Origin of the sequence: Providencia zhijiangensis (genome assembly GCF_030315915.2) — a bacterium.
In the GTDB taxonomy this organism is placed as follows: domain Bacteria; phylum Pseudomonadota; class Gammaproteobacteria; order Enterobacterales; family Enterobacteriaceae; genus Providencia; species Providencia zhijiangensis.
Window position 1 is genome coordinate 2769712 of the sequence record NZ_CP135990.1, and the last position, 24872, is coordinate 2794583.

Genomic DNA, 24872 nt, shown 5'->3' on the forward strand with positions numbered 1-24872 from the left:
ACGCAATTACACCTTTTCCAATTTAACTGCACATTTCTTGTAATCCGTCTCTTTTGATAGCGGATCCGTTGCATCCAGAGTGAGGTTATTCACTAACTGAGACGCATCGAAGAATGCCATATAAATCAAACCTTTTGGTGGGCGGTTACGGCCACGAGTTTCCACGGTTGAGAGCACTTCACCACGGCGAGAAAGTACTTTTACTTTGTCTCCACGACGTAAGTCTTTGGCTTTTGCATCCAGCGGGTTCATAAACACCACGGACTCAGGGAATGCACGGTGCAACTCAGGCACACGGCGAGTCATACTGCCGGTATGCCAATGCTCAAGAACACGTCCGGTGGATAACCATAAATCGTATTCAGCATCTGGCGCTTCTGCGGCTGGTTCAAATGGCAGCGCGAAAATCACCGCTTTACCATCTGGCTTGCCGTAGAATTGATAACCCTGTCCAGCTTTTACGTACGGGTCATTACCTTCACTGTAACGCCATTGGGTCTCTTTACCATCCACGACTGGCCAACGGATACCGCGAGCTTTGTGGTACGCATCAAAATCCGCTAAATCATGACCATGACCACGACCGAAGCCTGCATACTCTTCAAACAACCCTTTTTGCAGGTAGAAGCCGAGTTCACGGGATTCATCATTCAGCTGGTCATCGGCCAGTTCTGTCAGTGGGAATTTGGTCACAGCCTCGTTAGCAAACAGAATGTCGTATAACGTTTTTCCGCGATATTCTGGTTTTTTCGCTAATAACTCTTCCGGCCAAACGTCTTCCGCTTTGAAGCGGCGAGAGAACAGTACCATCTGCATTAAGTCAGATTTAGCTTCCCCTGGTGCGGGTACTTGCTGACGCCAGAATTGTGTACGGCGCTCTGCGTTACCGTATGCCCCTTCTTTTTCTACCCACATTGCTGTCGGTAAAATCAGGTCGGCAGACAGAGCACTGACGGTTGGGTATGGGTCTGACACCACGATAAAGTTACGTGGATCACGCCAGCCCGGCATACGCTCTTCATTAATATTTGGGCCCGCTTGCATATTGTTATTGCACATCACCCAATAGAAATTGAGCTTGCCATCTTTTAATGCGCGGTCTTGAGCAACAGCGTGTAATCCCACTTTTTCTGGGATAGTTCCCGCAGGTAATTTCCAAACGTTCTCCACTTTTTCACGATGTTTTTCGTTGGTGACCACCATATCTGCCGGTAAACGGTGAGAAAACGTTCCCACTTCACGCGCAGTACCACAAGCTGATGGTTGACCCGTTAAGGAGAATGGTCCACAACCTGGTTGAGAAATTTTACCGGTCAATAAGTGCAGGTTATACGCCAAGTTATTCGCCCAGACGCCACGAGTGTGCTGGTTGAAGCCCATTGTCCAGTAGGAAACGACTTTCACATTAGGATCTGCGTACAGCTTCGCTAGCGCTTCTAACTGATCTTTCGGAACACCCGTCATTTCAGCGGTTTTGTCGAGGGTATATTCCGCAACAAATGCTTTGTAATCATCGAATGTCATTGGCTCAGACGCATCTGAACCTGGGTTTTTGGCCTTCTGCTCTAAAGGATGCGTTGGACGTAAACCATAACCAATATCAGTAGCCCCACGACGTAAATTAACGTGTTTATCGAGGAAGTCCTGATTCACCGCATTGTTTTGAATAATGTAGTTAGCGATGTAGTTAAGGATCACTAAGTCTGATTGCGGCGTAAAGACAATGCCGTTATCCGCTAATTCGAAGCTACGGTGTTTAAATGTAGACAGTACAGCGACACGAACATCAGGGTTAGAGAGACGACGGTTGGTGATACGCGACCATAAAATTGGGTGCATTTCCGCCATGTTCGAACCCCACAGCACGAAAGCATCTGCATGTTCGATATCATCGTAGCAGCCCATAGGTTCATCCATACCAAAGGTACGCATAAAGCCTACAACCGCTGATGCCATACAGTGACGCGCATTTGGGTCTAAGTTATTTGAACGGAAGCCACCTTTAAATAGTTTGGATGCAGCATAGCCTTCCCAAACCGTCCACTGACCGGAACCAAACATTCCGATACCTTCAGGGCCTTTCTCTTTGAGGGTGGTTTTGACTTTCTCTTCCATCACATCAAAGGCTTTTTCCCACGTAATTGGGGTAAATTCACCGTTTTTATCGTACTCACCGTCTTTCATACGCAGAAGCGGTTGAGTTAAACGGTCTTTTCCGTACATGATTTTTGGTAGGAAATAGCCTTTAATGCAGTTCAGACCACGGTTTACAGGAGCTTCTGGGTCACCTTGGCTCGCGACGATACGTCCGTTTTGCGTTCCAACTAAAACCCCACAGCCTGTACCGCAGAAACGGCAAGGTGCTTTATCCCATTTAATGCTTTCTTGCTGACCAACCACTGCTTTCGCAATACTTGGTACGCCAACGCCTGCCGCCGCAGCAGCGGCCGCTATCGCATTGGCTTTCATAAAGTTACGACGACTGAGTTTCATACTTTTTCCTCACATTGCTCATCCTGCTGGTGATAAACCAGTGAAACATCCAATACACCATCGATATCACGGATAAAATCGATAGTATCTAAAAGCGTTTTGCTGTCTTCCCCTTCCACAACCACAATTAACTTGCCATTTTCAGGGGAGGAAATAGCCACTTCGCAGTTGGGTTCTTGATGTAATTCATCTGTCACAGCTGGAATGCGTTCACTTTTGACTTGAACAATCAAACTGCAAACTTGCCAGTTATTGTGCATCTTCATGCTCCATGGTAATGGCTGATACAGGACATCCTGCGACACATGCGCCACAACCTGTACAACCCTGCATATCAATGTTTGGCTGGTAAATACCGGCCAGTGATGGACGAAAGGCGATCACTTGAGGCTCACAACTGTCTTCACAACGACGACATTCAATCGATTTGTACGCCAGACAGTGTTGCCCAATGGCAATCTTGATATTCCAAGGCTGGGTATTTTGAGGAAGGAATATAGGCTCAGGACAGGCCTCTGCACATGCATAACAGAATGTGCATTCACCACGCTGAAAATCGACCATGGGATAACCACCAGGACCCGGTTGCAAAATTGCCGTTTCACAACTCTTGATACACTGGTTACAACGAGTGCACTGTTCAATAAAACGTGCTTCGCTACCACTCCATGGTGGTCGAATTACGGGTGCAGCATTACGCCAAGCCCCCGTTAAAACTCCCCTACGGGTGATATCAACCATGTTTATTTCCTTTACATTGCCCAACCAAAAACTGCTAAAAGAGACTGATAAACCGTACTTTTTATATGATTATTTATTGTGAATATTAATTAGCTAGCTATCAAAAATACATACTACCTAGTAGGTAAACTCATTTTTTGCTTTATTATGAAGAAAACCGTCATTCTTTGACGTTTCACATCGAAGACACAGTTCGAATATCGAGAAATGCAGGTTTGAGGTTGTTTTATAATTATTCATTAACATTTAATAAATATGATTTGCGAATTTAAACCTTATTTTTAATAGTCAAATTTATAATTAATGAAAATATATACCACTAAAGTAGTATATTATGAGCACTTTTACAAAAAACTATATTTACTTTTTTTGATTTTACGCACGTTTTAATTCAAAAATTGACCAACTTATTTATCCATCATATTAGTGAAAATATAATTTACTATAAATATCAGCATGATAATAAAAATAACAATGTGTAAATAATAATCATTATTATTTAATGGTTTAATCTATACTCTGCGTTAAAAAATAAAATTTAATATTTTTTTATTTATTCAATTTTCTCCATTTTTATTATTTTTCATCGATTAAAAAGTAAACTCATTTTAATTATTGATCAAAGACAATATTTTTTGTGTGGTTTTTTGCTAATTATATAAGTTGGCAATTGTCTGATAGCAATAGTGCGATTGTTATCAAATATAAAAATAAATACAGCTAATGGGATGGCTGGCTTAAAAACACTCGAGGCCCTTATGGCAAAGATAAGAAATAATGCACTGTACCTACTGAGTGTGCTTGCAGGGATATTTCTGTTTACCTCTGTACAGGCACAAACTCCAACAAAAGATTCCACATCAACCATCAACGCTCGAAACGAAACCTTTGAAGCGGCGCACCCTGATCAATACCATTCATGGCGCGCGACTTCAGAACAATCACAACGAGAAGATGCACTGGCTGAAGATCCTCGCCTTGTCATTTTATGGGCTGGGTACCCATTCTCTCGTGACTACAATAAACCTCGTGGCCACGCCTACGCGATTATCGATGTTCGTGAAACACTGCGAACAGGTGCGCCAAAAAATGCTGAAGATGGTCCTCTTCCTATGGCATGTTGGAGCTGTAAAAGCCCTGACGTTGCTCGATTAATTCAGGAACATGGTGAAGATGGCTACTTCAAAGGTAAATGGGCAAAAGGTGGCCCTGAAGTCGTCAACGTATTGGGTTGTGCAGATTGCCACAAAACAGACTCCCCAGAGTTTGCCAAAGGTAAACCTGAACTCACACTCTCTCGCCCGTACGCTGAACGCGCCATGGAAGCCATCGGCAAGCCATTCGATAAAGCGAGCCGCTTCGACCAACAATCTATGGTGTGCGGTCAATGTCACGTTGAATACTATTTCTCTGGCGAAACTAAAGCCGTGAAATTCCCTTGGGATAACGGCACTAAAGTCGAAGACATGGAAGTGTACTACGACAACATTGCCTTCTCTGACTGGACAAACTCCCTGTCTAAAGCCCCAATGCTCAAAGCGCAACACCCTGAGTATGAAACTTGGAGCGCAGGTATCCACGGCAAAAACAATGTGACCTGTATTGACTGCCACATGCCAAAACTGCAAAACGAAAAAGGGGAACTGTATACCAGCCATAAAATCGGTAACCCATTCGATAACTTTGAACAAACCTGTAGTAGCTGCCATACCCAAAGCAAAGAGCAACTTCAAGGCATTGTTGCCGAGCGTAAAAAAGCTATCCAAGAAATGAAAATCAAAGTGGAAGATCAGTTAGTACGCGCTCACTTTGAAGCTAAAGCAGCTTGGGATGCAGGCGCAACCGATGCTGAAATGAAAGATATCCTTGCTGATATCCGTCATGCGCAGTGGCGTTGGGATTTAGCTATCGCGTCACACGGTATCCACATGCATGCGCCAGATGAAGGGTTACGTATGCTCGGTGGTGCAATGGATAAAGCCGCAGATGCCCGTGCCAAACTGGCGCGTTTACTGGGTTCAAAAGGCATTACTCATGAAATCGCGATCCCAGATATCTCCACCAAAGATAAAGCGCAGCAAGCCATCGGCTTGGATATACAGAAAATTAATGCCGAAAAACAAGAGTTTTTAAAGACTGTGGTACCTGAATGGGATGCACAAGCTCGTAAAAACGACCTGTTAGCCAAATAACCACTCACCCCAGTTCGCTGGGGTGCAATAACCAATGGAGTGAATATGAGCGTACTACGTTCGTTATTAACTGCTGGGGTGCTGGCGTCAGGCTTGTTATGGGCGATATCCGCGTCGGCAACACCACAAATGGCTGAAGAAGCTAACAAAGACGGTCGTTGGCAAGTTACGCAACAGCGTAATCCAGACAATGCTTGCCTTGATTGCCATAAACCCGATAAAGAAGGGATGCATGGCACCCATGCTGAGGTCATCAACCCGAATAATAATTTGCCGGTGACGTGCACCAATTGCCACGGCAAACCGAGTCCTAATCACCGTGAAGGCGTCAAAGACGTCATGCGGTTTAATGATCCGATGTACAGTGTGGAACAACAAAATAGCGTCTGTTTATCTTGTCACTTACCTGAACAACTGCAAAAAGCGTTTTGGCCCCACGATGTTCACGTGACCAAAGTGGCTTGTGCGAGTTGCCATGACCTCCATCCAAAGCAAGACACCATGAAAGTGCTGAGTGATAAAGGTAAGGTCAAAATCTGTGTGGATTGCCACTCAGATCAGCGAGATAACCCGAACTTTAACCCCGCAGCGGTGAATGTTCTTAAGGAGCAGCCATGAGTTGTTCTCGTCGTCAATTCATAATCTATTCAGGCGCACTGGCGGCGGTAGGCGGTGTGGCGGGGCATTCCCTCGCCAATACCATGAAAGTTGACGGGGTGCGATATGGCATGATCCACGATGAAACACTGTGTATCGGCTGTACTGCCTGTATGGATGCATGTCGGGAAGTCAACCAAGTTCCAGAAGGCGTATCAAGGTTGACGATTATTCGCAGTGAGCCCATCGGCCAATTTCCTGACATCAAATATCGATTCTTCCGCCACTCTTGCCAACATTGCGAACATGCCCCTTGTGTCGATGTTTGTCCAACAGGGGCTTCATTCATCGATAAAACCACGGGGATTGTGGATGTAAACCCTGATCTGTGCGTTGGCTGTCAATACTGTATTGCCGCCTGCCCTTACCGCGTCAGATTTATTCATCCCATCAGCAAAACCGCCGATAAATGCGACTTTTGCCGTAAAACCAATCTCAAAAAAGGGAAGCAACCCGCTTGTGTCGAAGCGTGTCCAACCAAAGCGTTGGTGTTTGGTAATTTAGATGATCCAAACAGTGCGGTGTCGCTAATGCTCCATGAAAAACCCACCTATCGATTCAAAATTGCACTGGGAACGAAACCCAAAATGTACCGAGTTCCCTTTAAATATGGGGAGGTTAGCCAATGACAACCACTTCAGCTTTTCATTTTGAGTCGTTAGTCTGGGACTGGCCCATCGCCGTTTACCTGTTTTTGATTGGTATCTCTGCGGGGTTAGTGGTTCTGGCTGTATTAATGCGCCAATATGTCCCCAATGCTGCCACCAGCAACAGTACTATCATGCGTACTACGCTAATTTTAGCGCCGACCACCATTATTCTCGGTCTACTGATCCTCATTTTCCACTTAACCCGTCCATGGACGTTCTGGAAATTGATGTTTCACTACAGCCCAACTTCTGTGATGTCCATGGGGGTGATGCTGTTCCAAGTTTACATGGCGGTATTAGTGGTTTGGCTGGCTAAAATTTATGAGCAGGAGCTCGTCCAACTGCAACAAAAATGGCTACCTAAACTGACGATAATCCCTCGTGTTTTAGGTTGGCTAAGTCGCATCATGCGAGGATTAGATATTGCTATGCTAGTCTTAGCTGTATTGCTAGGGGCGTATACAGGGTTCTTATTATCGGCACTCAAATCCTATCCATTCTTAAACAACCCAATATTACCGGCTTTATTCCTCTTTTCGGGAATTTCGTCGGGACTGGCGGTGAGTTTACTGGCAATCGCCCTGCGCTATCGCAAAAATGTTCATAACCCTGAAACGGTCTTTTTACACCGTGTAGAAAGCTTCGTCGTTTGGTTAGAGATATTTTTGCTAGCGGCCTTCTTTGTGGGATTGGCGCTCGGTGATGATGGAAAACTGCGTTCGTTAATTGCGGCATTAGGCGGTGGTTTCTGGACTTGGTGGTTCTGGCTTGGCGTCGTGGGAATTGGTTTTGTGGTTCCCCTCCTATTGAAAAAATGGCAACAACAAGGTAGCCAAGCTTTTCGGGTTATTGTGGTCAGTGGCGCAAGCTTAATTGGCGTGTTTTTCCTGCGTTTCTTTGTCCTATACGCAGGACAACTGACAGTCGCATAACCGACTTAAACTAAAGGTGATACTTGGAAATTTTCCTTCCCGAAATAGGGTTTATCAGCTTGCTACTGGCGCTGTGTATCACCAGCTATCATACCCTATTGGGGTTTATCGGCGTTTTCAGGCACGTCCCGAGGCAAATGTCTCAGGGCGTGCTCTGGACGTCTTTGCAATTCACTTTTTTATTAACCGCGTTTCTCAGCTTAACCGCCAGCTTTGTTCTCAGTGATTTTTCCGTTATTTATGTGGCTCAACATAGCCACAGTTTGTCCCCTCTTGTTATCAAAATTGCGGCAGTCTGGGGAGGACACGAAGGTTCACTGCTTCTGTGGGTGCTGTTTTTCTCCGGTTGGAGTACCTTATTTGCATGGCGTTATCGCCGCCAAAATAGCCCATTTTTTCCTTTAACATTATGTGTACTGGCGGCTATTTGCACGGCGTTATTACTGTTTGTTGTGTTCTATTCCAACCCGTTTGAACGCCTGTTTCCGCCTGCAATTGAAGGTCGCGATCTCAACCCGATGCTGCAACATTGGGGGTTAATTTTACACCCGCCGCTACTTTACCTTGGTTACAGCGGATTGATGCTGGTGGCCGCGTTAGTGCTCGCGTCATTAATGGCGACGCCCACTCTACTTCCCGAAAATTCCAGTCAACCTATAGCTCAGTTGTGTTGGCGCTTTGCGGTGCCAAGTTGGTGCATACTCACTAGCGGTATCATCCTCGGTTCTTGGTGGGCATACAGTGAATTGGGCTGGGGAGGATGGTGGTTTTGGGATCCCGTTGAAAACGCCTCTTTACTTCCTTGGCTTTCAGCCACTGCGTTGCTGCACAGTTTATCTATCACTCGCCGAACAGGGCTGTATCGCCACTGGAGTCTGTTGCTGGCGATTATCACATTAATTTTAGCGCTGCTCGGTACACTGATTGTCCGCTCTGGGATCTTAGTGTCCGTTCATGCATTTGCCTTAGATAACGTGCGTGCCGTTCCGCTATTTTTACTCTTTACCGTTTTAAGCCTTGGCGCCCTGTTTATTTATGGTTGGAAGGCGAAATTCCCACCTCAAGAGCCTCGGTGCAAAACATCACGAGAAATCTATTTATTACTGACATTGATTTTGTTTACCGCAGTTTTATGTATCGTACTGACGGGCACCTTATACCCGATGCTCTATGGTTTATTAGGGTTAGGTAAGATCTCGGTGGGCGCCCCCTATTTCAATCAGACATTACTGCCATTTGGCCTGTTTATGCTGGTGGTAATAGCGCTTGCCACGCTCAAATATCGCGATATTGCCAAGAACGAAAATCACACGCCACTTCAACGGCTGTTGATGATTATGCAGCGAAAACTTCCTGCCATTATTGCTCACGCAGGGGTTATTCTGTTCGCTATGGGAATTGCCCTTTCCTCAACACAGAAATCAGAAATCAGCCAAAATATCGCCGTCGGGCAATCAATCTCAGTTGGCGGATATCAATTCCAATTTCAGCAATTACAACTGGCGGCTGAATCCAACTACACCACCGAAAAAGCGCTGATCCACGTCAGCCAAAATGCAGGTCAAAATGGCTTTGATATTGTCACTGAGCGTCGCCTGTATATGGCTCGCCAGCAATTGATGATAGAGCCGGGGATCCACTGGGGATGGATGCGTTCTTGGTATGTAGTGCTGGGAGAAAAAACGGGCACTGAGCGCTATGCGATGCGTTTTTATGTACAAGAAGGCATTCAATGGATTTGGGGTGGTGGGTTTGTGATGTGCTTAGGTGCGTTGATGAGTTGGTTTAGGGGGCGAAAACATGATTAAAAAAATCGTTATGTTGCTCCTGCTGCTGTGCGCCTTGAATGCGCACGCCCAAATAGTGGATACCTGGGAATTTAATTCCAATGAGGAACAAGAATTATCTTTGCAGATTGCCTCACAGTTACGTTGCCCTCAATGCCAAAACCAAAACTTATTAGAATCCAATGCACCTACCGCAGTCAGTATGCGCCATCAAGTTTTTAAAATGGTCTCTGAAGGGAAAAGTGAATCTCAAATTAAACACTATATGACCGAGCGTTATGGTGACTTTGTTTTATATAATCCCCCATTAACGCTTAGCACCCTACTATTATGGTTACTTCCCGTATTTACGGTTCTTTGTATTATCTTTATTTTATGGAAAACATTAAAAGTAAAAAATAAAATTAATCAGCGCATTATTTTATTAGACCCCTCTATTCCGTTAATAGAAAAATACAACCGGACTCACTCTGACATACAATTATTACCGGCTATCAATAATGAAAAAATACTTCAGTATCCTCATTGGAATAAGATAAGTAACATCCTTATTATCATCATAATCTGCATTATGATAGCGGGATATTTTTTATTACCACGATTCCACTCAACACTTGATTTATATCAAAGACAAAATGACCCTATTTTGCTGTTTACACCATTAGAGCGTGAAACGCAGGATCTACAACGTTTACAAGCAGATATCCGCCAATCCCCTGAAAACAGTGAACTTTGGGCTGTTTTAGGTGAATACTATCTTTATCAAAATAGCTATGAAAATGCTTTAATTGCCTATGGCTATGCACTCAAATATCGCGGGGAGAATGCCCAACTCTATGCCGCAATTGCCACAGTGATGTATTACCAAGCCGGACAAGTGGTTACAAATGACACACAGAAAATGATAGACAAAGCATTAAGTCTAGATAAGAATGAAGTCACCGCATTGATGTTATTAGCCTCAGATGCCTTTATCAATGCCAATTACACAACGGCGATTAATATCTGGCAAAACCTACTTGATAGTAATAATCCTAGAGTCAATCGCGCTCAAATTATTGAAGCCATTCATATGGCTAAATTAATGGAAAATAGTGGGAAACAGTGAAAAAAAATAATAAAGGCCCCTGAACCTTTATTACTTCGCGGTATCCATAATTGATAAAAAATAATAATAAGTTTATTTATTAAATATAATAATCTAGAAAAAATATCATGACGAATAAGATGCTTTCTATCTTAGTGATTATTCTTATCGCAGGAGGATCATTTCTTGCAGGAGTAATGGCTAACTACACACCTGATTTAGATGTTATCAAGAAATCCGAGCGAGCTGTGGAAGACTTGTTGAATTTCCCTAAAACCGTCGAATTTAAAGATGTGAAATACCATGTCATCAGAGAGACCTCTGATCGCGGTATGTTAGGCTACGTTTGTGGTCAAGTTCTGGTATTTGATGCAAAAAATAGCTATACCTACAAACGTTTTATGGTGAAAACGTACCTGAATGAAGATGGTAGAAATATCGTTTCCATTCCGCTATTGGATAGAGACGAAATGGAATTTCCGCTTGAGGAATTTAATTACTTGTGGCGTAAAAATTGTCAGAATAGATAATTATACTTAATTGAATATTATCTATTTCCTACGAAATTAATGATTTTTCTCTGAGTCTTATTTACAGCAACATGAAGGCTTGCCTGTTAATTCTGCTTCTTGGATTGGTGGGCATTTCACCGTGCCATAAGAACAAAAAAACGCAGCAATCCCCTTCTAATGGCTTTAATAATACACCGCAACCCGTGCATTCATAAAACCACTGACAAGCATTGGTTGGCATCATCTTCCATTTTCGAACACCCACATTCTGGGCACGTAATTTCAGACATCAATTCAATTTTGGCTTGACTCATTTGATCCTCGATAGGGTATTTCACAATAAATAATTCTGTTTATCCTACAAAATTATGTCGCCCTTATCCTTGCGCCAAATTAGGTTTCTCACACAAAATAAAAATGCGGTTCCAATAGCATTTCCCGCAAGGTTGATATACAGTTTTCCACTTTTTTCAAAGCACCCTAGATTTTGGAGGCGAAATGTTTATTGGTTTTGACTACGGAACATCTAACTGCTCCGTCGCAATCATGAAAGATGGCAAACCGCAATTGTTACCCCTTGAAGGCAACAATTTTTATATTCCATCAACCTTGTGTGCGCCGACAAGAGAATCGGTTTCAGAGCACTTATTTCGCCATCTGAATATTTCTCCGACAGACTCAGTTGGTCAGCAAATCCTCCGACGCTCTATTGCGTTTAATCAGGATGAAGGCATTGAACTCGAGCCGGAAGATATCGTTTTCGGGCAAGCGGCGCTGGACTTATATTTAAGCGACCCTCGTGATGTCTACTATGTAAAATCACCTAAATCTTTTTTAGGTGCATCAGGCTTACACGAAACCCAAGTCAGTTTCTTCGAAGATTTAGTGTGCGCCATGATGGCAAATATCAAGCATACTGCCGAAGCAAGTACCCAACAAACCATCACTGACACGGTGATTGGTCGCCCAATTAACTTCCATGGACGTGGTGGCGAACTGGCGAACCAGCAAGCGGAAGCTATCTTATTAAAGGCCGCCAAACGTGCTGGATTTCAGAATATTGCGTTCCAGTTTGAGCCCGTTGCCGCAGGGTTAGAGTATGAATCCACCCTCACCAAAGATCAGACCATTTTAGTGGTGGATATTGGTGGGGGAACCACCGACTGCTCACTGATCCAAATGGGTCCTAGCTACAAAGATAGCCACGACCGTACAAGTTCTTTGCTAGCCCATACAGGTCAACGTGTTGGCGGAAACGATCTGGATATTTTCGTTGCCTTAAAACAGTTAATGCAGCTTTTTGGTATGGAAAGCCAATATCAATCGGGGATCAAGATGCCTCTGTTGCAGTTTTGGAACCCAATTGCCATTAACAATGTGGAAGCACAAAAAGAGTTTTATTCTCGTGCTAACCTCAATGCATTAACCCGCTTACAGCAAGATGCTCAAGAGCCTGCCTTGCTCGCCCGTTTGCTCGAGGTTTATCACCAAACGCTGGGTTACAGCATTGTACGCAAAGCGGAAGAGGCGAAAATCGCCCTCTCTGATGAGCAAAATTATTTAGCGAAAATTGCATTATCTAAAGAGCTGCTTGAAGTGAATATTGGACGTGATCAATTGATTGATGCGATTGAATCACCAAAAAGCAAAATGATTGAGTTGGTGAAAGAAGCCGTTGTGCAAGGAGGCGTTCAACCGGATGCTATTTTTGTCACCGGGGGTAGCGCCCGCTCGCCTATTTTACATCAAGCGATTCAAGAACAATTGCCGAACATTCCCATTGTTCGTGGTGATGATTTTGGCTCGGTTACCGCTGGGTTAGCCCGCTGGGCGCAAACCTGCTTTAAATAATCGAGTTCCCAATGCCGTTCATACGGCATTGGGTTTTCACGCTCCTCAACTACTCCTCGAGTAGACGCCCCTCTTTTAAGTAGCTGATTTTATTTGCCATTAACTGAGCTTCATCTTCACTGTGGGTCACCAACAACGCAGTTTGCCCCGCTGCGCGTAAAATATCCCGCACTTCTTGCCCTAAGCGTTTTCGGCTATCCGGATCAAGGCTCGAAAGCGGTTCATCCAGCAACAACACCGCAGGCTGTGGCGCTAACGCCCTTGCTAATGCAATGCGCTGCTGCTGACCACCCGACATTTCGTGAGGATAGCGTTCCGCTAAGCCGCTCAATTCTACCAAGGTTAATAGCTGTTGAACGCGAGCATTTTGCTGTTCTTTAGGCTGTTTTCTTAGCCCAAATGCCACGTTCTGCGCCGCCGTTAAGTGAGGAAACAAGGCATAATCTTGGAAAACCATACCAACATTACGCTGTTCAGGCGGCAGGTGAAGATTTGGGCCAGCAACACAGCGGCCACCCACGTAGATGGTTCCTTGCTCTACCTGTTCAAACCCAGCAATCGCTCTCAATGCCGTGGTTTTCCCGCATCCTGAAGCCCCAAGTAAACAACCAATTTCCCCAGCATCGATATGCAAAGAAAAGCCATTAAGCACATGGTTACGTTGATGTTTGTTGCCATAAGAAACATGGACATTGTCAAGAACTAAGGTTGAATCTGACACTGAAGACATTCCTTAACATAATCATTTTTATTGAGACGACCGTTTTGATTGAGATGAAGTCAACTGACTGCGCGCTAGGAGGATCACAGGCAATGTTCCTGCTAGCACAATTAATAGTGCCGCGATCGCGCCTTCTTCATAGGTTCCTCGCGCTGCCTCTGCATATAACGAGGTTGCCAACGTCTCAAAATTCACCGGACGTAACAGTAATGTGGTCGGCAACTCTTTCATCGCATCCGCAAACACCAATAAAGCACTGGTGACAAGTGCCGGACGTAATAGTGGCAGGTGCACACGAAAGAACGTTCGCAGCTCGCTTTCCCCTAGCAGCCTTGAGGCTTGTTCCATACTCGGCGGAATGCGTGTTAACCCAGCATCAATCGCCCCAATGGAGATCGCCATAAATCGAATTGAACAGCAGATAACCAATAAAATTCCCGTTGATAACAGCGGTAATCCTCGAAAATCCAATAGCTCCGCCAGAAAATTATCCAGCGCCATACCCGGAGTTAACAAACCAATCGCCAATACCGTCCCGGGTACTGCATAACCCAGCGACGCAATTTTCATCAAGGTTCGTCGCCATTCTTGAGATGAACCGGAAATCGCGCTCGCTCTGGCATACCACGCCACCACAATGCTCACCAACGTCACAACGACGGTGACACCCGCCGCTAGCAATAATGAGTTTTGTAATGACTGCAACAGGCTGCTTGAGATTGTCATGCTGTCACTGATGCGTTTAAGACTTTCCCACCCCAAAAATAGCGCTGGCGCTAAAAAGCCTAACACGACGGGTAGCGCGGTGACACACGTCGCTAATATGGCTTGCCATCCCGTCAAACGCGATGGCAAGATCCCCCGCATTTGCCGCCCAGTACTGTAGCGCTGATTTTTTCGACCGTAATATTCTAATGCTAACAGCAAAATAATCACGGTTAACATCGAGCAGGCAATTTGCGCCGCAGCGGGTAGATCAGAGCGTGTCACCCATGTGGTGTACACCGTCACGGTCAATGTATTCACACCTAAAAATTCCGATGCGCCGATATCATTGAGGGTTTCCAGCAGAGCGAGGCTAGTACCCACTACTAAGGCAGGTCGCGCCATGGGTAGCGCCACTCGGAAAAATGTTCCCGTGGAACTGAGCCCAAGGGTTCGAGCCGCTTCCAGCAAATGGGCTGGCTGGCTCATAAACATGGCTCGCATGGTCAAGTAAACATAGGGGTAAAGTACCAGACCAAGCAGCAAAATAGCGCCCGTCATCGAACGGAGATCAGGCAGGCGGAATTGGCGCGGTGAGTCGTACCCTAAAACGCTACGAATAAATTCTTGAATCGGTCCAATAGGATGCAGTAAATCTAACCATGCAAACGCCACAATGTAGGTTGGCATCGCTAGAGGTAGTAACAGCGCCCAGCTAAACAGCTTTCGACCTGGGAAATCAAATGCAGTCACCAACCATGCACACCCCGCCCCAATGGTCATCACCATGGCGCCAACACCCAGCAATAAAATTAAGGTATTTAAGGTGGCATCGGGAAGCACATAGCGCATCAAATGTTCCCAATGGCTGAATCCTGAGCTTGCAGCCAGACCTAATAAAAACAACAAAGGGGTCAGAACGCCGAGCGTAATGACCACCACAGAAAGGGTTAATGGCGAGAAACCAACGCGCGGTAACCCGAAAGCCCCGCGCGTTGAGGTTAAGCCAGTTTTATTGATCGAATCCAACTTTATCTACCAACTGACTCGCTTGTTTACGGTATTTCACAATTTCGGTAAGTGGAAGAGTATCCACATTAATTTCACCAATCGCGTTATTGATGGTCGCATCCAGTGGAACGCCTTTGCGAATTGGGTATTCATAGTTTGCTTGCGCGTACAGTTGCTGTGCAGGAACAGAAACCAAATATTCCATCAACTTAACCGCTTCGGCTTTGTGAGGAGCATGACGAGCAACGGCTGCACCAGTGATGTTGACGTGCGTACCGCCATCGGTAAAGGTTGGCTGAACCACTTTGATAGCATCCCCCCATTTACGTGCGTCAGTGCCTTCTTTGGCATTTTTCATGTGGCCCACATAATAAGAGTTCGCTAAACCAACATCGCAGATACCGCCAAGAATATCTCGAGCGACATCACGGTCTCCGCCCGTTGCTTTACGTGCTAAGTTAGCTTTCACACCGCGTAACCACGCTTCCGTTTTCGCTTCACCGTCGTGGGCAATCATTGCTGCCACTAACGCGGTGTTATACGGGTGCTGGCCTGCACGGATACAAATCTTGTCTTTCCATTTTGGATCGGCTAAATCTTCGTAAGTGATGCTAGTTAACGGCAAATCTTTTTCCGCATACAGCACGCGAGCGCGCATCGATAAACCAAACCATTGGTTATCTTTGTCGCGTAATGAAGCAGGAATAGCGTCATTTAATACTTTTGAATCCACAGGCTGGGTAACGCCTGCTTCGACTAAATCGATGAGATTCCCTGCATCCACTGTCATTAATAAGTCCGCAGGCGAGTTTTTACCTTCCGCTTTGACGCGCTCTAACATACCGTCTTTGACATAGACAGTATTGACATCAATAGCCGTTTCTTTGGTAAAGGCATCCAGCAGTGGCTGGATCAGTCCCGGCTCACGAGTGGTATATAACGTTAAAGAATCTTTTGCCATGGCAGGCAGTGCGCAGGTAATAATAAGCGATGAGGCCAACGTAATTAAACGTGTTTTATTACGTAAAAAATACATTTTTTTCAACATGTTGCTATCTTCTCCAAGGTGAAGTGATGCTTAAACTAGTATATTGAGTATTTTTAACTGGTCGAAAAAAGTATATTGATAACCAATCTCGTTTGCAAATTATTTTCATCGGTTAATAATACGCATTAATGACTATTAAAATTTATTTATAATTTATTATTTGGTATTTATTCTTTTGTGAAGGATTTTTTGCAGGTGGTCTGTGGTCTGTATTCAGGATTTTTAAAATAACAGTCAATATTACCAAAACGATAATGATGACAACATTCTACAGTAATATTAATATGTTAAGGTCTCAGTGATGGGTAAATGATAAAAGATCCACTGCCCCCTATCACAACGGATCATCCGAATTTCTGATGAGCATATGAATCCTTATTTAAAGCAAAAAGGCTCAAGATATTTCTTCTTGAGCCTTTTCATCTATCTAATTCCATTCACTAATCATACATAAATGTCACGCCAATCACAGACTGCACTTTCCCTGCGGTTACCTGACCTTGAGTTCTCGAATATCGTGCGCTTAGTCCTAAGTTCACCGCTGAACTTCCTACTCGACCTAACTGGACGTTTTGGTTTGCTGGGATCGCATTACCATTGCGAACCATTTGGATCCCTACTCCTTTTGCAGCATTAGCACCAGACAGGGTATTAGCAAAAATATTGCTGCTCGTATCCGTTGTACCTGTTAAATAATAGGAGATATTCTGGCTCGAAGCGCAATAGATAGATAAGGGTACCGGCTGAGCACTTCCCGGATATTCCGGTAAGTTGACCACCACATTACGCGAAGAAACATCACAGCCACCAATAGGTACCACAACATCATTGTTGGCATACAAGTTCCATGTAAAGGTCGATGTATTGACGTTACCGCCCCCTACGATGTTAGAACCAACTTGGTACATTACCAATGTTGCAAAGTGGGTTCCTCGGTTAACCACTACACCACCCGCCGCAGAAATAGGGGTTAAATACAATTGGGTATTCCATGCGGTGTAATTGCCCGATGGAAAATCTTGCTGGTGAGTTGGGTTAGTCAAAGGGAACGTATAGCTTGAGCCATAATATCGTAATGAGCCTCGAAAGTTATTCAATACCCCACCATAAGCGGAACCACGGATCATATTCACTTGGTCACGTCGCGCTGATGGGTCATCGTTCTTACAAAATATTGAATTCGACAAATCGACTACTAAGTTTTGACCAGCTTGAACACTTGGCTGCAAGTTAACATACGCATTGGCAGTCACTGGGCTTTGTGTGTAGCTTAAAACGTTTCCTGTTGAGTCGTAACAGGTAAAAGCATATGCCGAAGAAACACCGGCAAAATAGATAAATGAGTTAACACAGATTAATTTAACTAGCTGTTTTATATTCATAATATTGCTCACAGATACGTATAGGTGACATCAATTGCCGCTTGGATGGTGCCTTGTGTCGCCCCGCCTCTCACCGATATTGCTCTTACTTGTAAAGGAAAACTGGTTGAAAGCGTTGCATCGCTGACTGGCATGCGTTTTTGTGCGCCGTTATTTAAATTATTGCCCGATGAATCTTGAAGTTGTAGCTGGATATTGCCTGCTGTACCTTGGTTTTTGTAGTATCCCACCGAATCAGCGACACCTTTGAAAGTCGCCATAACTACCGATGTACCAACAGGGCAATTGGTCAAATCCAGCGACACAGTATGCCAATCCGATGCCGACCCCGGTGAGGTCAAATTGAACGTGTAAAGATCACCCAGATCCACATTGGCCGTCTTGGTTGATACCGTACAAGGTTTCGCAACAACGCTTCCATTGACCGTCACTGTTACGTCAGCCGCGTGTGTGGAGGTTATTGATGAAGATAACAGCCCCAAAAATAAAACTGTCATCATTGTTGATTTATACGTCATTCATCGCATCCTCTATTTACTGGAATTCGAGCGTAAATGTGGCGGTTGCTCGAATATGCCCTGCCGTAACGGGCAATTTTGACGCCATTAAACGTGCATTGAAATTGAGTGTATTGGCTTTTCCTGCCACTAAAGGCGTCCATGCAATATTATTTGAGTCCGCATTGAGGACTAATGGGTCTTTAGCACTGTCTAAAATCTGAATGCCTGCCCCTGTCGCATTTGCGCTACCGGGTTCTAATGCCAGTAAGGTTTTGTTACTCGAATCTGCAATACCGACAAACCCGACTTTGACTGCTGTTACCGCAGAACCGCAAGGTGTTAGCTCAATACGAAACGGTACTGTTGGCGTCACTTCCCCCACTGAGTGCAGCTGTTTCACCGCATTCAGGAGCAAATCCACCACTTGATTTTGTGAACCAGGAGCCACGGCACAAGTGTTATCTCGTACATTGCCTGTAATGTTAATGGTGCTATCCGCCGCCAATGCATTGGAACACAAGCACAAAGAGGTCAACATTGAGGCAAAGAAAATATTCGATTTATCAAACACTATGGGCTCCTTAGAGGCACTCGGCACTATACTTACTGAGGATTTCATATTGGCTTTCTGCTGGCAGTGTGTAATTAACCTTACACTGAGCATCCGCCCCATCTCCCCAACGTGCGATTAATTGTCCGGTTAACGGCAAACCAGTTAAGTAAACTTGCCCATCTTCCGCCACAATATTGCCACCACTATTTTCACCAGAAGAAACAACCGAACCGAATGGCACCGGTTTTCCATGGCGAGTTAATGTCATCAGAACTTTGACCCCAACTTTCGGTTGGAAATCAGCGCGAACTACAGCACCACGAGTTGGCACCACATTCAGGACGGGATCATCCAGATCCACGTTGTTCGCTAACGTATTGGTATTCAAAGCAATACGGTTTTCACGATATTCAGTGGCATAAGGTAATACCGCATAGCCCCGCCAGTCAGTCTCAACCCCAGTTTGGTTTTCGACTTTCACATGTCCCGCACCCGGCGCTTTCACTAATACCACGGTATCGTTCATTGGTTGACTTAGCGTTAATCCATTTTCATGAGCTAAGACGCCCCCACTCACACCGTAGTAAACTTGGCGAATATTATCGGCATAGCTATAACCGACGTTGGCATTTCCATAAGCCCCGCGATAGTTCAGAGATGTATAACCCGTTCCTGAAGAGTTACCTTGCCCACCGCCTGCATACCCAGCTTGAACGCTATAACTTAAGTTATTGTCTTCCAATAACGTTCCGTATAAACCGGCGGTGTTATTTACGCGACCTTTGAGATCGTGAGAAACGTTGTAACTTGCGCTGGCATTACGCCAGATAGACTGACTGTCTGAACGTAACCAATGGCTAAAGGGAATGTTGACGTTCAATGCCAGCATTTGGTCGTTGCCATCCTGCCATGAGTTTTTGGATAGGCTGTAACTTAATCCCCAGCTAATCCCTTTAATCAGCGTGTTAATCCCTACCTGTAATTGCTTATCCGCTTTACTGGTATTCCAATACGTTTCATGACTTCCCGTCACATACATAGTGGATTGCTCACCCAGCTGCTGGGTTAGAGTTAACTGAATTTTTTCGCGCTTGTTATAAGCTAAGTTGTAATAGTCAGAAAACTTAGGTGTCACTTGGATAATGCCGTCTTGCGTCGCAAGGTTATACCCTGACATCCGCTTGTAGGTCGTATCCGCAAATGAGTAGTAACCCTTTGTTGAGTACCGGTAACCCGCCAGCTGAATAATCGTGCCCGTTTCATTCAGAGATTTGTTATATAAGAAACGAATTGACTGACCTTGATGGTTGCTGTCATCCGGTAATTTGGCATTTGCATGGGTAATATCGATGGATAACGCCCCAAAGATACCGATATTTTTACCTACCCCAGCGTTAAAAGCTTGGTAGCGATTAGCTAACTGAGTTCCACCATAGAGCGTCCAGCCATATGACAAACCGTGCAGTAACGTAGTTTGTAAGAATGTCGGTTTTTCCTGATTGCCGCTTCCCGAACGGTAATCCCCTACAGTGACGGCATATTGAGTATGCCCTTCACGTTGGAGCAACGGAACGGATGAATATGGCACGGTAAAGCTCTGTACGGATCCATCCGCTTCCGTGATCGTCACATGCAAATCACCACTATTCCCCGCAGAATAGAGATCGTTAATAACAAACGGTCCCGGTGGGAATGTGTTGCGATAGATCTCATAGCCATTTTGCTTAACAGAGACATCCGCTGTGCCGCGAGCGATCCCTCGGATCACGGGTGCAAATCCTTTTTGGCTTTCAGGCAGCATATTGTCGTCCGAAGCTAATTGGATGCCTCGGAAGTTAACGCTGTCGAAAATTTCGCCCGGTGTGTAGCTATCACCCAGCGTTAAACGAGAGCGGATCACATTGATGCCGCGCTCTAAATAGGTATTGATATGTTCCCAGCGAGTTTCACTATTTGCTGTGCCTGTGCTGTGGCTCCATGTGGAGTTATCTCGTAAGCGCCACGCGCCAAAGTTTAAACCACTTTGTAAATTCAAATAGTTATAGCTACTGTGCTTTCCGTCTTGGTTACGCGCACTGCTTCCCGTCAGGCTATAGTTTAAAATACCTGCAGTGATCCCTGAATCCCAAAGCTCCGGAGGAATAAAACCTCGTGCTTTGTCTTTCATAAACAGCTGTGGAACGGTGATATATAACCGTTGCAAACCCACATCAAATCTCGCCGTTGAATCCTTCACGGTGGATGATAATGGTTCACAGGTATCTTTGGGTTTCGTCTGTAATTCTGGCAGCGCTAATGTATTGATCCCCATCTTGGCCAATTCATTAGGCGTTAAACAAGGGGATAGCTGTTTATCATTTTTATCCAGAACAAAGTTCACATCCCGGGTAAGTAAATAACCATCATTAAGATAGACATCAACACGATAAGTCCCTTCAGGAACTTCTTGCCCTTGTTCAAACGCAGATAAATCTGCGACTGCTGAAGGATCATCCGCTAAGAAACGGGGGTTAAAATATAACTCTGCCGTCGCCCATGTTGGATAAAGGCATGCGCTTATCAAGAATGCCAGCGGAACCAAAGGAAAATGGCGTTCGAATCTGCATCCCAAAAATGATCCTTTTTTTGAAATTAATAGCCCTTTTTCAGATGTCAGATGTGACATGCTCCCTCCGCTCAACAATGTTGCTCAGCAAATTTCCAATTTGGAATGATGTTTAATTATTTTCGAGAAATAAAAACGTATGTTTTTACTGCATTTTTCCTGTCATTTTCGGCGTTAGTGCGCCGTAATCATTAATGGTTTGGTAGCTAATAGCACCATTTCCATTGGAAGGAACATTCACTGACGCATCACCAAATGGAGGAACAAGCACATTATCCAATTTTGCTGCACCGATTTTTAAATCTGTGACAGTGGCAAAATAAGGCGTTGGGTTAACCACAATCAGTGAGCTGCCTTGGCGCTTAAAGCGTAATTCTTCAGCCACTTTATCCGGTGCAATAGAGAGACCTGTAGGACGGTAATACAATTTAATGCGGCTAATAATCGCTAACTGCAACGTATTCTCGCTCATGTTCGCTTTGTCCATTGCTGGAATCGCTTTCACATTCAGCCAAAACAGCGTTTCTCTGTCTTTCGGCAATTGGTTATTGGTCGCATCAATAATGCGCAGTGTATTTTCTTTAACGCCTTTCATCGTGAAAAGAGGTGGTGTAATCGCAAATTGGCTATCTTTTTGGCCATTGGCATTTTCAACCCACGATTGGATCAGAAAAACGCCCTTTTCATCATTATTGGTCACGGCAAGTTGAACCTGCTTTTGATCCGCAGGATAAATCACTCGCGTTGCACCTAATGCAACACCTGCATAAACCTGAGTGGACACGGTTGAACAGAGTAAAAGTAATAAGGCGGTAATGAACTTATATGTTTTTCTGGTTTTCATGTTTACATCTGTCCTTTTTTTACTAAAAAATGAAATCAATATGTCACTGTCTTTTTCGGTATTTTTATTCATAAGTCAGTGAGAATAGTGCTTGAGCATTCGCTTTTCCGCCCATGATGTTCTCGCTTGTCGAGCGATACTTAGCAACAAAATGCAACGTCATATCCCCATCACGCAGATTAGCTATTTTACGTGGAGCACTATTCACCGGAATTAAGGTATTTTTTGAATCAAAAATGGCTACTCCTACACCTTTCGCGGTGCTAGGCCCATCGCCGATGGAAAAAATATCTGGGTTCCTTTCATTAGCCACACCGTTGAAGGTTATGGATATATACTCACTGACCGCATCGCTACACTCTCGTAGGTGAAGATCAAACGCAGTCGGTGCTGAATCTTGGCCTGGAGCCTTGAATGCATTAGTGCGCACTTGCCCCATATTCACTACCAAATTACGATCTGAAGTTTCAACAGTGCAGCCTTCTGCAATTAACTCCCCTTGAAAGCGCATCCCGCCACCAGGAAGTTGAACTTTCCATTTATTCCCAGCTTGCAAAAATGGAGAAAACAGAAGGAGTGAAACTGCCAGCAGCTCTCTCATAAACTTCCACCTTTTGGTTCGTGAATAAAAGCCATCCTTGGCTTATCAAATGGGATATCCCTAATCCTTTTTAATGATTACTCGTATTGAACTGCGAAGGTTGCATCTGCGTTAGCAACACCAGCAGTTGTTGCACCCAGTGCGAAGTAACGAGCTTGGAATGGCAGAACGTTTGCACCGTCATTCAGAGTGATAGGGTTACTGAATGTTGCACCATCCAGACCCAGAGGCGCGCTCTTACCATCTAAAATTTGGATACCAACGTTAGTCGCTGCACCTGAAGCTGAAGAAGCAACAGATAATACTGTTGGGTTAGTTGCATCTGCAGCAACACCGGTAAAGGCAACTTTTGCAGAAGTAGCAACTGTTGTATCACAGTCGTTTAATTGGATATTGAAACCAACAGAACCACTGGTATCGCCCAATTTAGCTAATTTAGCTGTACGAACTTGACCTAAACGAACAGTTTGCTCTACAGAACCAGCATCAACAGCACACGCTGCATTCACTAGCTCACCTTTAAAGTGTACTTGACCGCCGTTTACGGTTGTTGTTGCAGCCATTGCAGCGACTGAACCTAAAGATAAAGCTGAAATAACAACAAGTGCTAGTGATTTAACTTTCATAATATTTCCTTATGTATATTTATTAAGTACATCTTGATAGAAAAAAACAAATACAGACTTCATGACACCATAATTAAAACGACCGAATTTAATTAAATTGCCTAAAACAATTTAATTAAATTTGAATGATTTTAAAAAATAAGGGTCTATCACTCTATTTTCGAGTGTTTGTATACACTAGAATCAAACAGATACTTCATTTTTTCGAAGAAAACATCAATATCCCTGCTACTCATCTCAAGTGCATTAAATAGTATGATAAGTTTGTCGAATGATATATTATTCACGCCGTTTTCATACCGAGATATTTGCTGCTGGCTTACATTAATACGCTTCGCCAATTCACTTCCTGTTAATCCTGTGCGCCTACGGTAGTCTTTTAACATCCTGCCAATATTATTTGATAATGGTTCATAATCTCGCATTTCAAACCTCTCAGATCATATTTCGCTGATTATTTTTTTATATTATCGATATAGGAAAATACTCTTCAGCTGTTATTAAGTTATAGAATTAAAACTGTAGTTAAAAATTGTTTTTTTCGATCGAAAAAGAGCTATTTGATATACGCAGGCTATCAATCATAAATATTAATTCATTTAAATCAATAAATAATCAAATATGAGTAAAAAATTAAAATATAAAAATCAATGCCTTATAAATATCTTGAAATACCAAAATAAATAATTGAAGATATTTCTTTAAATGAAATAAGACACGTATAACACGATATACATGTGAAATAGACACAATAATTTACAATAAGGAGCAATATATAAAAACAAAACCGTTAATTAATGGAAAACAATAACCAGCACATTAAAATTAATTCGCAAAGATAAAGATAAAAACAAATCGAAAAAAAGATAATCGATATTGGAATACCCTTAGATTTATAAAAAAATAATAAAACAGCACAAAATCGTAATACCCACAAAAAACCCCAATTAAGAGTTGAAAATAATTTTCAAGAAAAACAAAAAACTGAATTCATTATAGCTGCATATAAGAATAATCCTAGTAAGAGTTAAATAAATATGTAAGTAATTATTACACCCACTATTTAACCTTTATTTCGTGTTTTTAATTACATTATTTAAATTAAATTTAATAATTTTATAACTTTGTAGATTAAATAATCATGTATGTTTGAAAAATATCAATAAAACCTATTCATTAACTATCAATTATTTATTTGATGATTTATTCAACTCGAATCACTGAACTAAAAGCTCAATATATACATTAAAGATAGTTTAGAAATAATAATGCAATTGATCAGTATAAATACTAAGTAACATTGTATAGGTTTTTTATAGAGCTCCTAGGAAAGCTAGCTCGCCTATGTTGTGAGAGTTGAGTCGATAGCATTAG

The 24872-nt window shown here is 43.6% G+C and carries 23 protein-coding genes; 8 read left to right on the plus strand and 15 right to left on the minus strand.

Features of this window, described 5'->3' with window-relative positions; translation table 11 throughout:
- Window positions 1–6: 6 nt before the first annotated feature.
- Genes napA through napF form a run of 3 tightly spaced genes read right to left on the minus strand, consistent with a single transcriptional unit; the run spans window position 7 to window position 3234 of the window.
- A complete protein-coding gene (gene napA / locus QS795_RS12715) occupies window positions 7–2493 on the minus strand; it encodes a nitrate reductase catalytic subunit NapA (protein WP_286271392.1) in 2487 nt (828 codons plus the stop codon).
- Window positions 2490–2759, minus strand: a complete 270-nt coding sequence (gene napD, locus QS795_RS12720) for a chaperone NapD (protein WP_006660695.1) — start codon at window positions 2757–2759, stop codon at window positions 2490–2492. The genes napA and napD overlap by 4 nt, the downstream gene beginning before the upstream one ends.
- Window positions 2743–3234, minus strand: coding sequence for a ferredoxin-type protein NapF (gene napF, locus QS795_RS12725; protein ID WP_108478306.1), 492 nt, complete (start codon window positions 3232–3234; stop codon window positions 2743–2745). Before napF ends, napD begins: the two co-directional genes overlap by 17 nt.
- 758 nt (window positions 3235–3992) lie before the next feature.
- Between napF and nrfA the strand changes: the two genes are divergently transcribed.
- From nrfA to QS795_RS12760, 7 genes are all read left to right on the plus strand, one after another.
- Window positions 3993–5426, plus strand: coding sequence for an ammonia-forming nitrite reductase cytochrome c552 subunit (gene nrfA, locus QS795_RS12730; protein WP_286271388.1), 1434 nt, complete (start codon window positions 3993–3995; stop codon window positions 5424–5426).
- A gap of 45 nt (window positions 5427–5471) precedes the next feature.
- A complete protein-coding gene (gene nrfB, locus QS795_RS12735) occupies window positions 5472–6044 on the plus strand; it encodes a cytochrome c nitrite reductase pentaheme subunit (protein WP_318626522.1) in 573 nt (190 codons plus the stop codon).
- Window positions 6041–6712 carry a cytochrome c nitrite reductase Fe-S protein gene (nrfC, locus tag QS795_RS12740; RefSeq protein WP_318626523.1) on the plus strand — a complete coding sequence of 224 codons (672 nt, stop codon included), beginning with the start codon at window positions 6041–6043 and terminating at the stop codon, window positions 6710–6712. The genes nrfB and nrfC overlap by 4 nt, the downstream gene beginning before the upstream one ends.
- Window positions 6709–7665: a cytochrome c nitrite reductase subunit NrfD gene (gene nrfD, locus QS795_RS12745; RefSeq protein ID WP_286271382.1), complete on the plus strand. Its 957-nt coding sequence runs from the start codon at window positions 6709–6711 to the stop codon at window positions 7663–7665. Before nrfC ends, nrfD begins: the two co-directional genes overlap by 4 nt.
- Before the next feature lie 23 nt (window positions 7666–7688).
- Window positions 7689–9473 carry a heme lyase CcmF/NrfE family subunit gene (locus QS795_RS12750; protein ID WP_286271381.1) on the plus strand — a complete coding sequence of 595 codons (1785 nt, stop codon included), beginning with the start codon at window positions 7689–7691 and terminating at the stop codon, window positions 9471–9473.
- A complete protein-coding gene (gene nrfF / locus QS795_RS12755) occupies window positions 9466–10560 on the plus strand; it encodes a heme lyase NrfEFG subunit NrfF (protein ID WP_181477433.1) in 1095 nt (364 codons plus the stop codon). The genes QS795_RS12750 and nrfF overlap by 8 nt, the downstream gene beginning before the upstream one ends.
- 107 nt (window positions 10561–10667) lie before the next feature.
- Window positions 10668–11069 (plus strand): hypothetical protein, encoded by a 402-nt coding sequence (locus tag QS795_RS12760; protein ID WP_154602475.1) that lies wholly within the window; start codon window positions 10668–10670, stop codon window positions 11067–11069.
- Between the two features lie 61 nt (window positions 11070–11130).
- On the opposite strand, the gene QS795_RS12765 is transcribed toward QS795_RS12760, so the two are convergent.
- The gene (locus QS795_RS12765) at window positions 11131–11295 is read right to left on the minus strand and encodes a GDCCVxC domain-containing (seleno)protein (RefSeq protein ID WP_470385889.1); all 165 of its coding nucleotides are present in this window, start codon (window positions 11293–11295) and stop codon (window positions 11131–11133) included.
- A 254-nt stretch (window positions 11296–11549) separates the two neighbouring features.
- Here QS795_RS12765 and yegD point away from each other — a divergent pair, with 254 nt between their 5' ends.
- Window positions 11550–12902: a molecular chaperone gene (gene yegD, locus QS795_RS12770; protein WP_286271378.1), complete on the plus strand. Its 1353-nt coding sequence runs from the start codon at window positions 11550–11552 to the stop codon at window positions 12900–12902.
- A gap of 49 nt (window positions 12903–12951) precedes the next feature.
- On the opposite strand, the gene QS795_RS12775 is transcribed toward yegD, so the two are convergent.
- From QS795_RS12775 to QS795_RS12825, 11 genes are all read right to left on the minus strand, one after another.
- Window positions 12952–13623 (minus strand): ABC transporter ATP-binding protein, encoded by a 672-nt coding sequence (locus QS795_RS12775; protein WP_286271376.1) that lies wholly within the window; start codon window positions 13621–13623, stop codon window positions 12952–12954.
- Window positions 13624–13650: 27 nt separating this feature from the next.
- Window positions 13651–15357, minus strand: a complete 1707-nt coding sequence (locus QS795_RS12780; RefSeq protein WP_286271375.1) for an ABC transporter permease — start codon at window positions 15355–15357, stop codon at window positions 13651–13653.
- Complete coding sequence (locus QS795_RS12785) at window positions 15341–16387, minus strand: Fe(3+) ABC transporter substrate-binding protein (RefSeq protein ID WP_286271374.1); 1047 nt, start codon at window positions 16385–16387, stop codon at window positions 15341–15343. The genes QS795_RS12780 and QS795_RS12785 overlap by 17 nt, the downstream gene beginning before the upstream one ends.
- Before the next feature lie 440 nt (window positions 16388–16827).
- Window positions 16828–17769, minus strand: a complete 942-nt coding sequence (locus QS795_RS12790) for a fimbrial protein (RefSeq protein WP_286271372.1) — start codon at window positions 17767–17769, stop codon at window positions 16828–16830.
- A gap of 8 nt (window positions 17770–17777) precedes the next feature.
- On the minus strand, window positions 17778–18269 hold the full coding sequence (fimG, locus tag QS795_RS12795) for a type 1 fimbrial minor subunit FimG (protein WP_418055382.1): 492 nt from the start codon (window positions 18267–18269) through the stop codon (window positions 17778–17780).
- A gap of 34 nt (window positions 18270–18303) precedes the next feature.
- Window positions 18304–18807: a type 1 fimbrial adaptor subunit FimF gene (gene fimF, locus QS795_RS12800; RefSeq protein ID WP_230086558.1), complete on the minus strand. Its 504-nt coding sequence runs from the start codon at window positions 18805–18807 to the stop codon at window positions 18304–18306.
- A 43-nt stretch (window positions 18808–18850) separates the two neighbouring features.
- Window positions 18851–21487 carry a fimbrial biogenesis usher protein gene (locus QS795_RS12805; RefSeq protein ID WP_286271370.1) on the minus strand — a complete coding sequence of 879 codons (2637 nt, stop codon included), beginning with the start codon at window positions 21485–21487 and terminating at the stop codon, window positions 18851–18853.
- A gap of 85 nt (window positions 21488–21572) precedes the next feature.
- Window positions 21573–22271, minus strand: a complete 699-nt coding sequence (locus QS795_RS12810; RefSeq protein WP_036952256.1) for a fimbria/pilus periplasmic chaperone — start codon at window positions 22269–22271, stop codon at window positions 21573–21575.
- A 64-nt stretch (window positions 22272–22335) separates the two neighbouring features.
- Window positions 22336–22872 carry a fimbrial protein gene (locus QS795_RS12815; protein WP_154602466.1) on the minus strand — a complete coding sequence of 179 codons (537 nt, stop codon included), beginning with the start codon at window positions 22870–22872 and terminating at the stop codon, window positions 22336–22338.
- Between the two features lie 77 nt (window positions 22873–22949).
- Window positions 22950–23498 (minus strand): type 1 fimbrial major subunit FimA, encoded by a 549-nt coding sequence (gene fimA / locus QS795_RS12820; protein WP_036952127.1) that lies wholly within the window; start codon window positions 23496–23498, stop codon window positions 22950–22952.
- A gap of 149 nt (window positions 23499–23647) precedes the next feature.
- Window positions 23648–23923 (minus strand): helix-turn-helix domain-containing protein, encoded by a 276-nt coding sequence (locus QS795_RS12825; protein WP_036952128.1) that lies wholly within the window; start codon window positions 23921–23923, stop codon window positions 23648–23650.
- Between the last annotated feature and the right edge of the window lie 949 nt (window positions 23924–24872).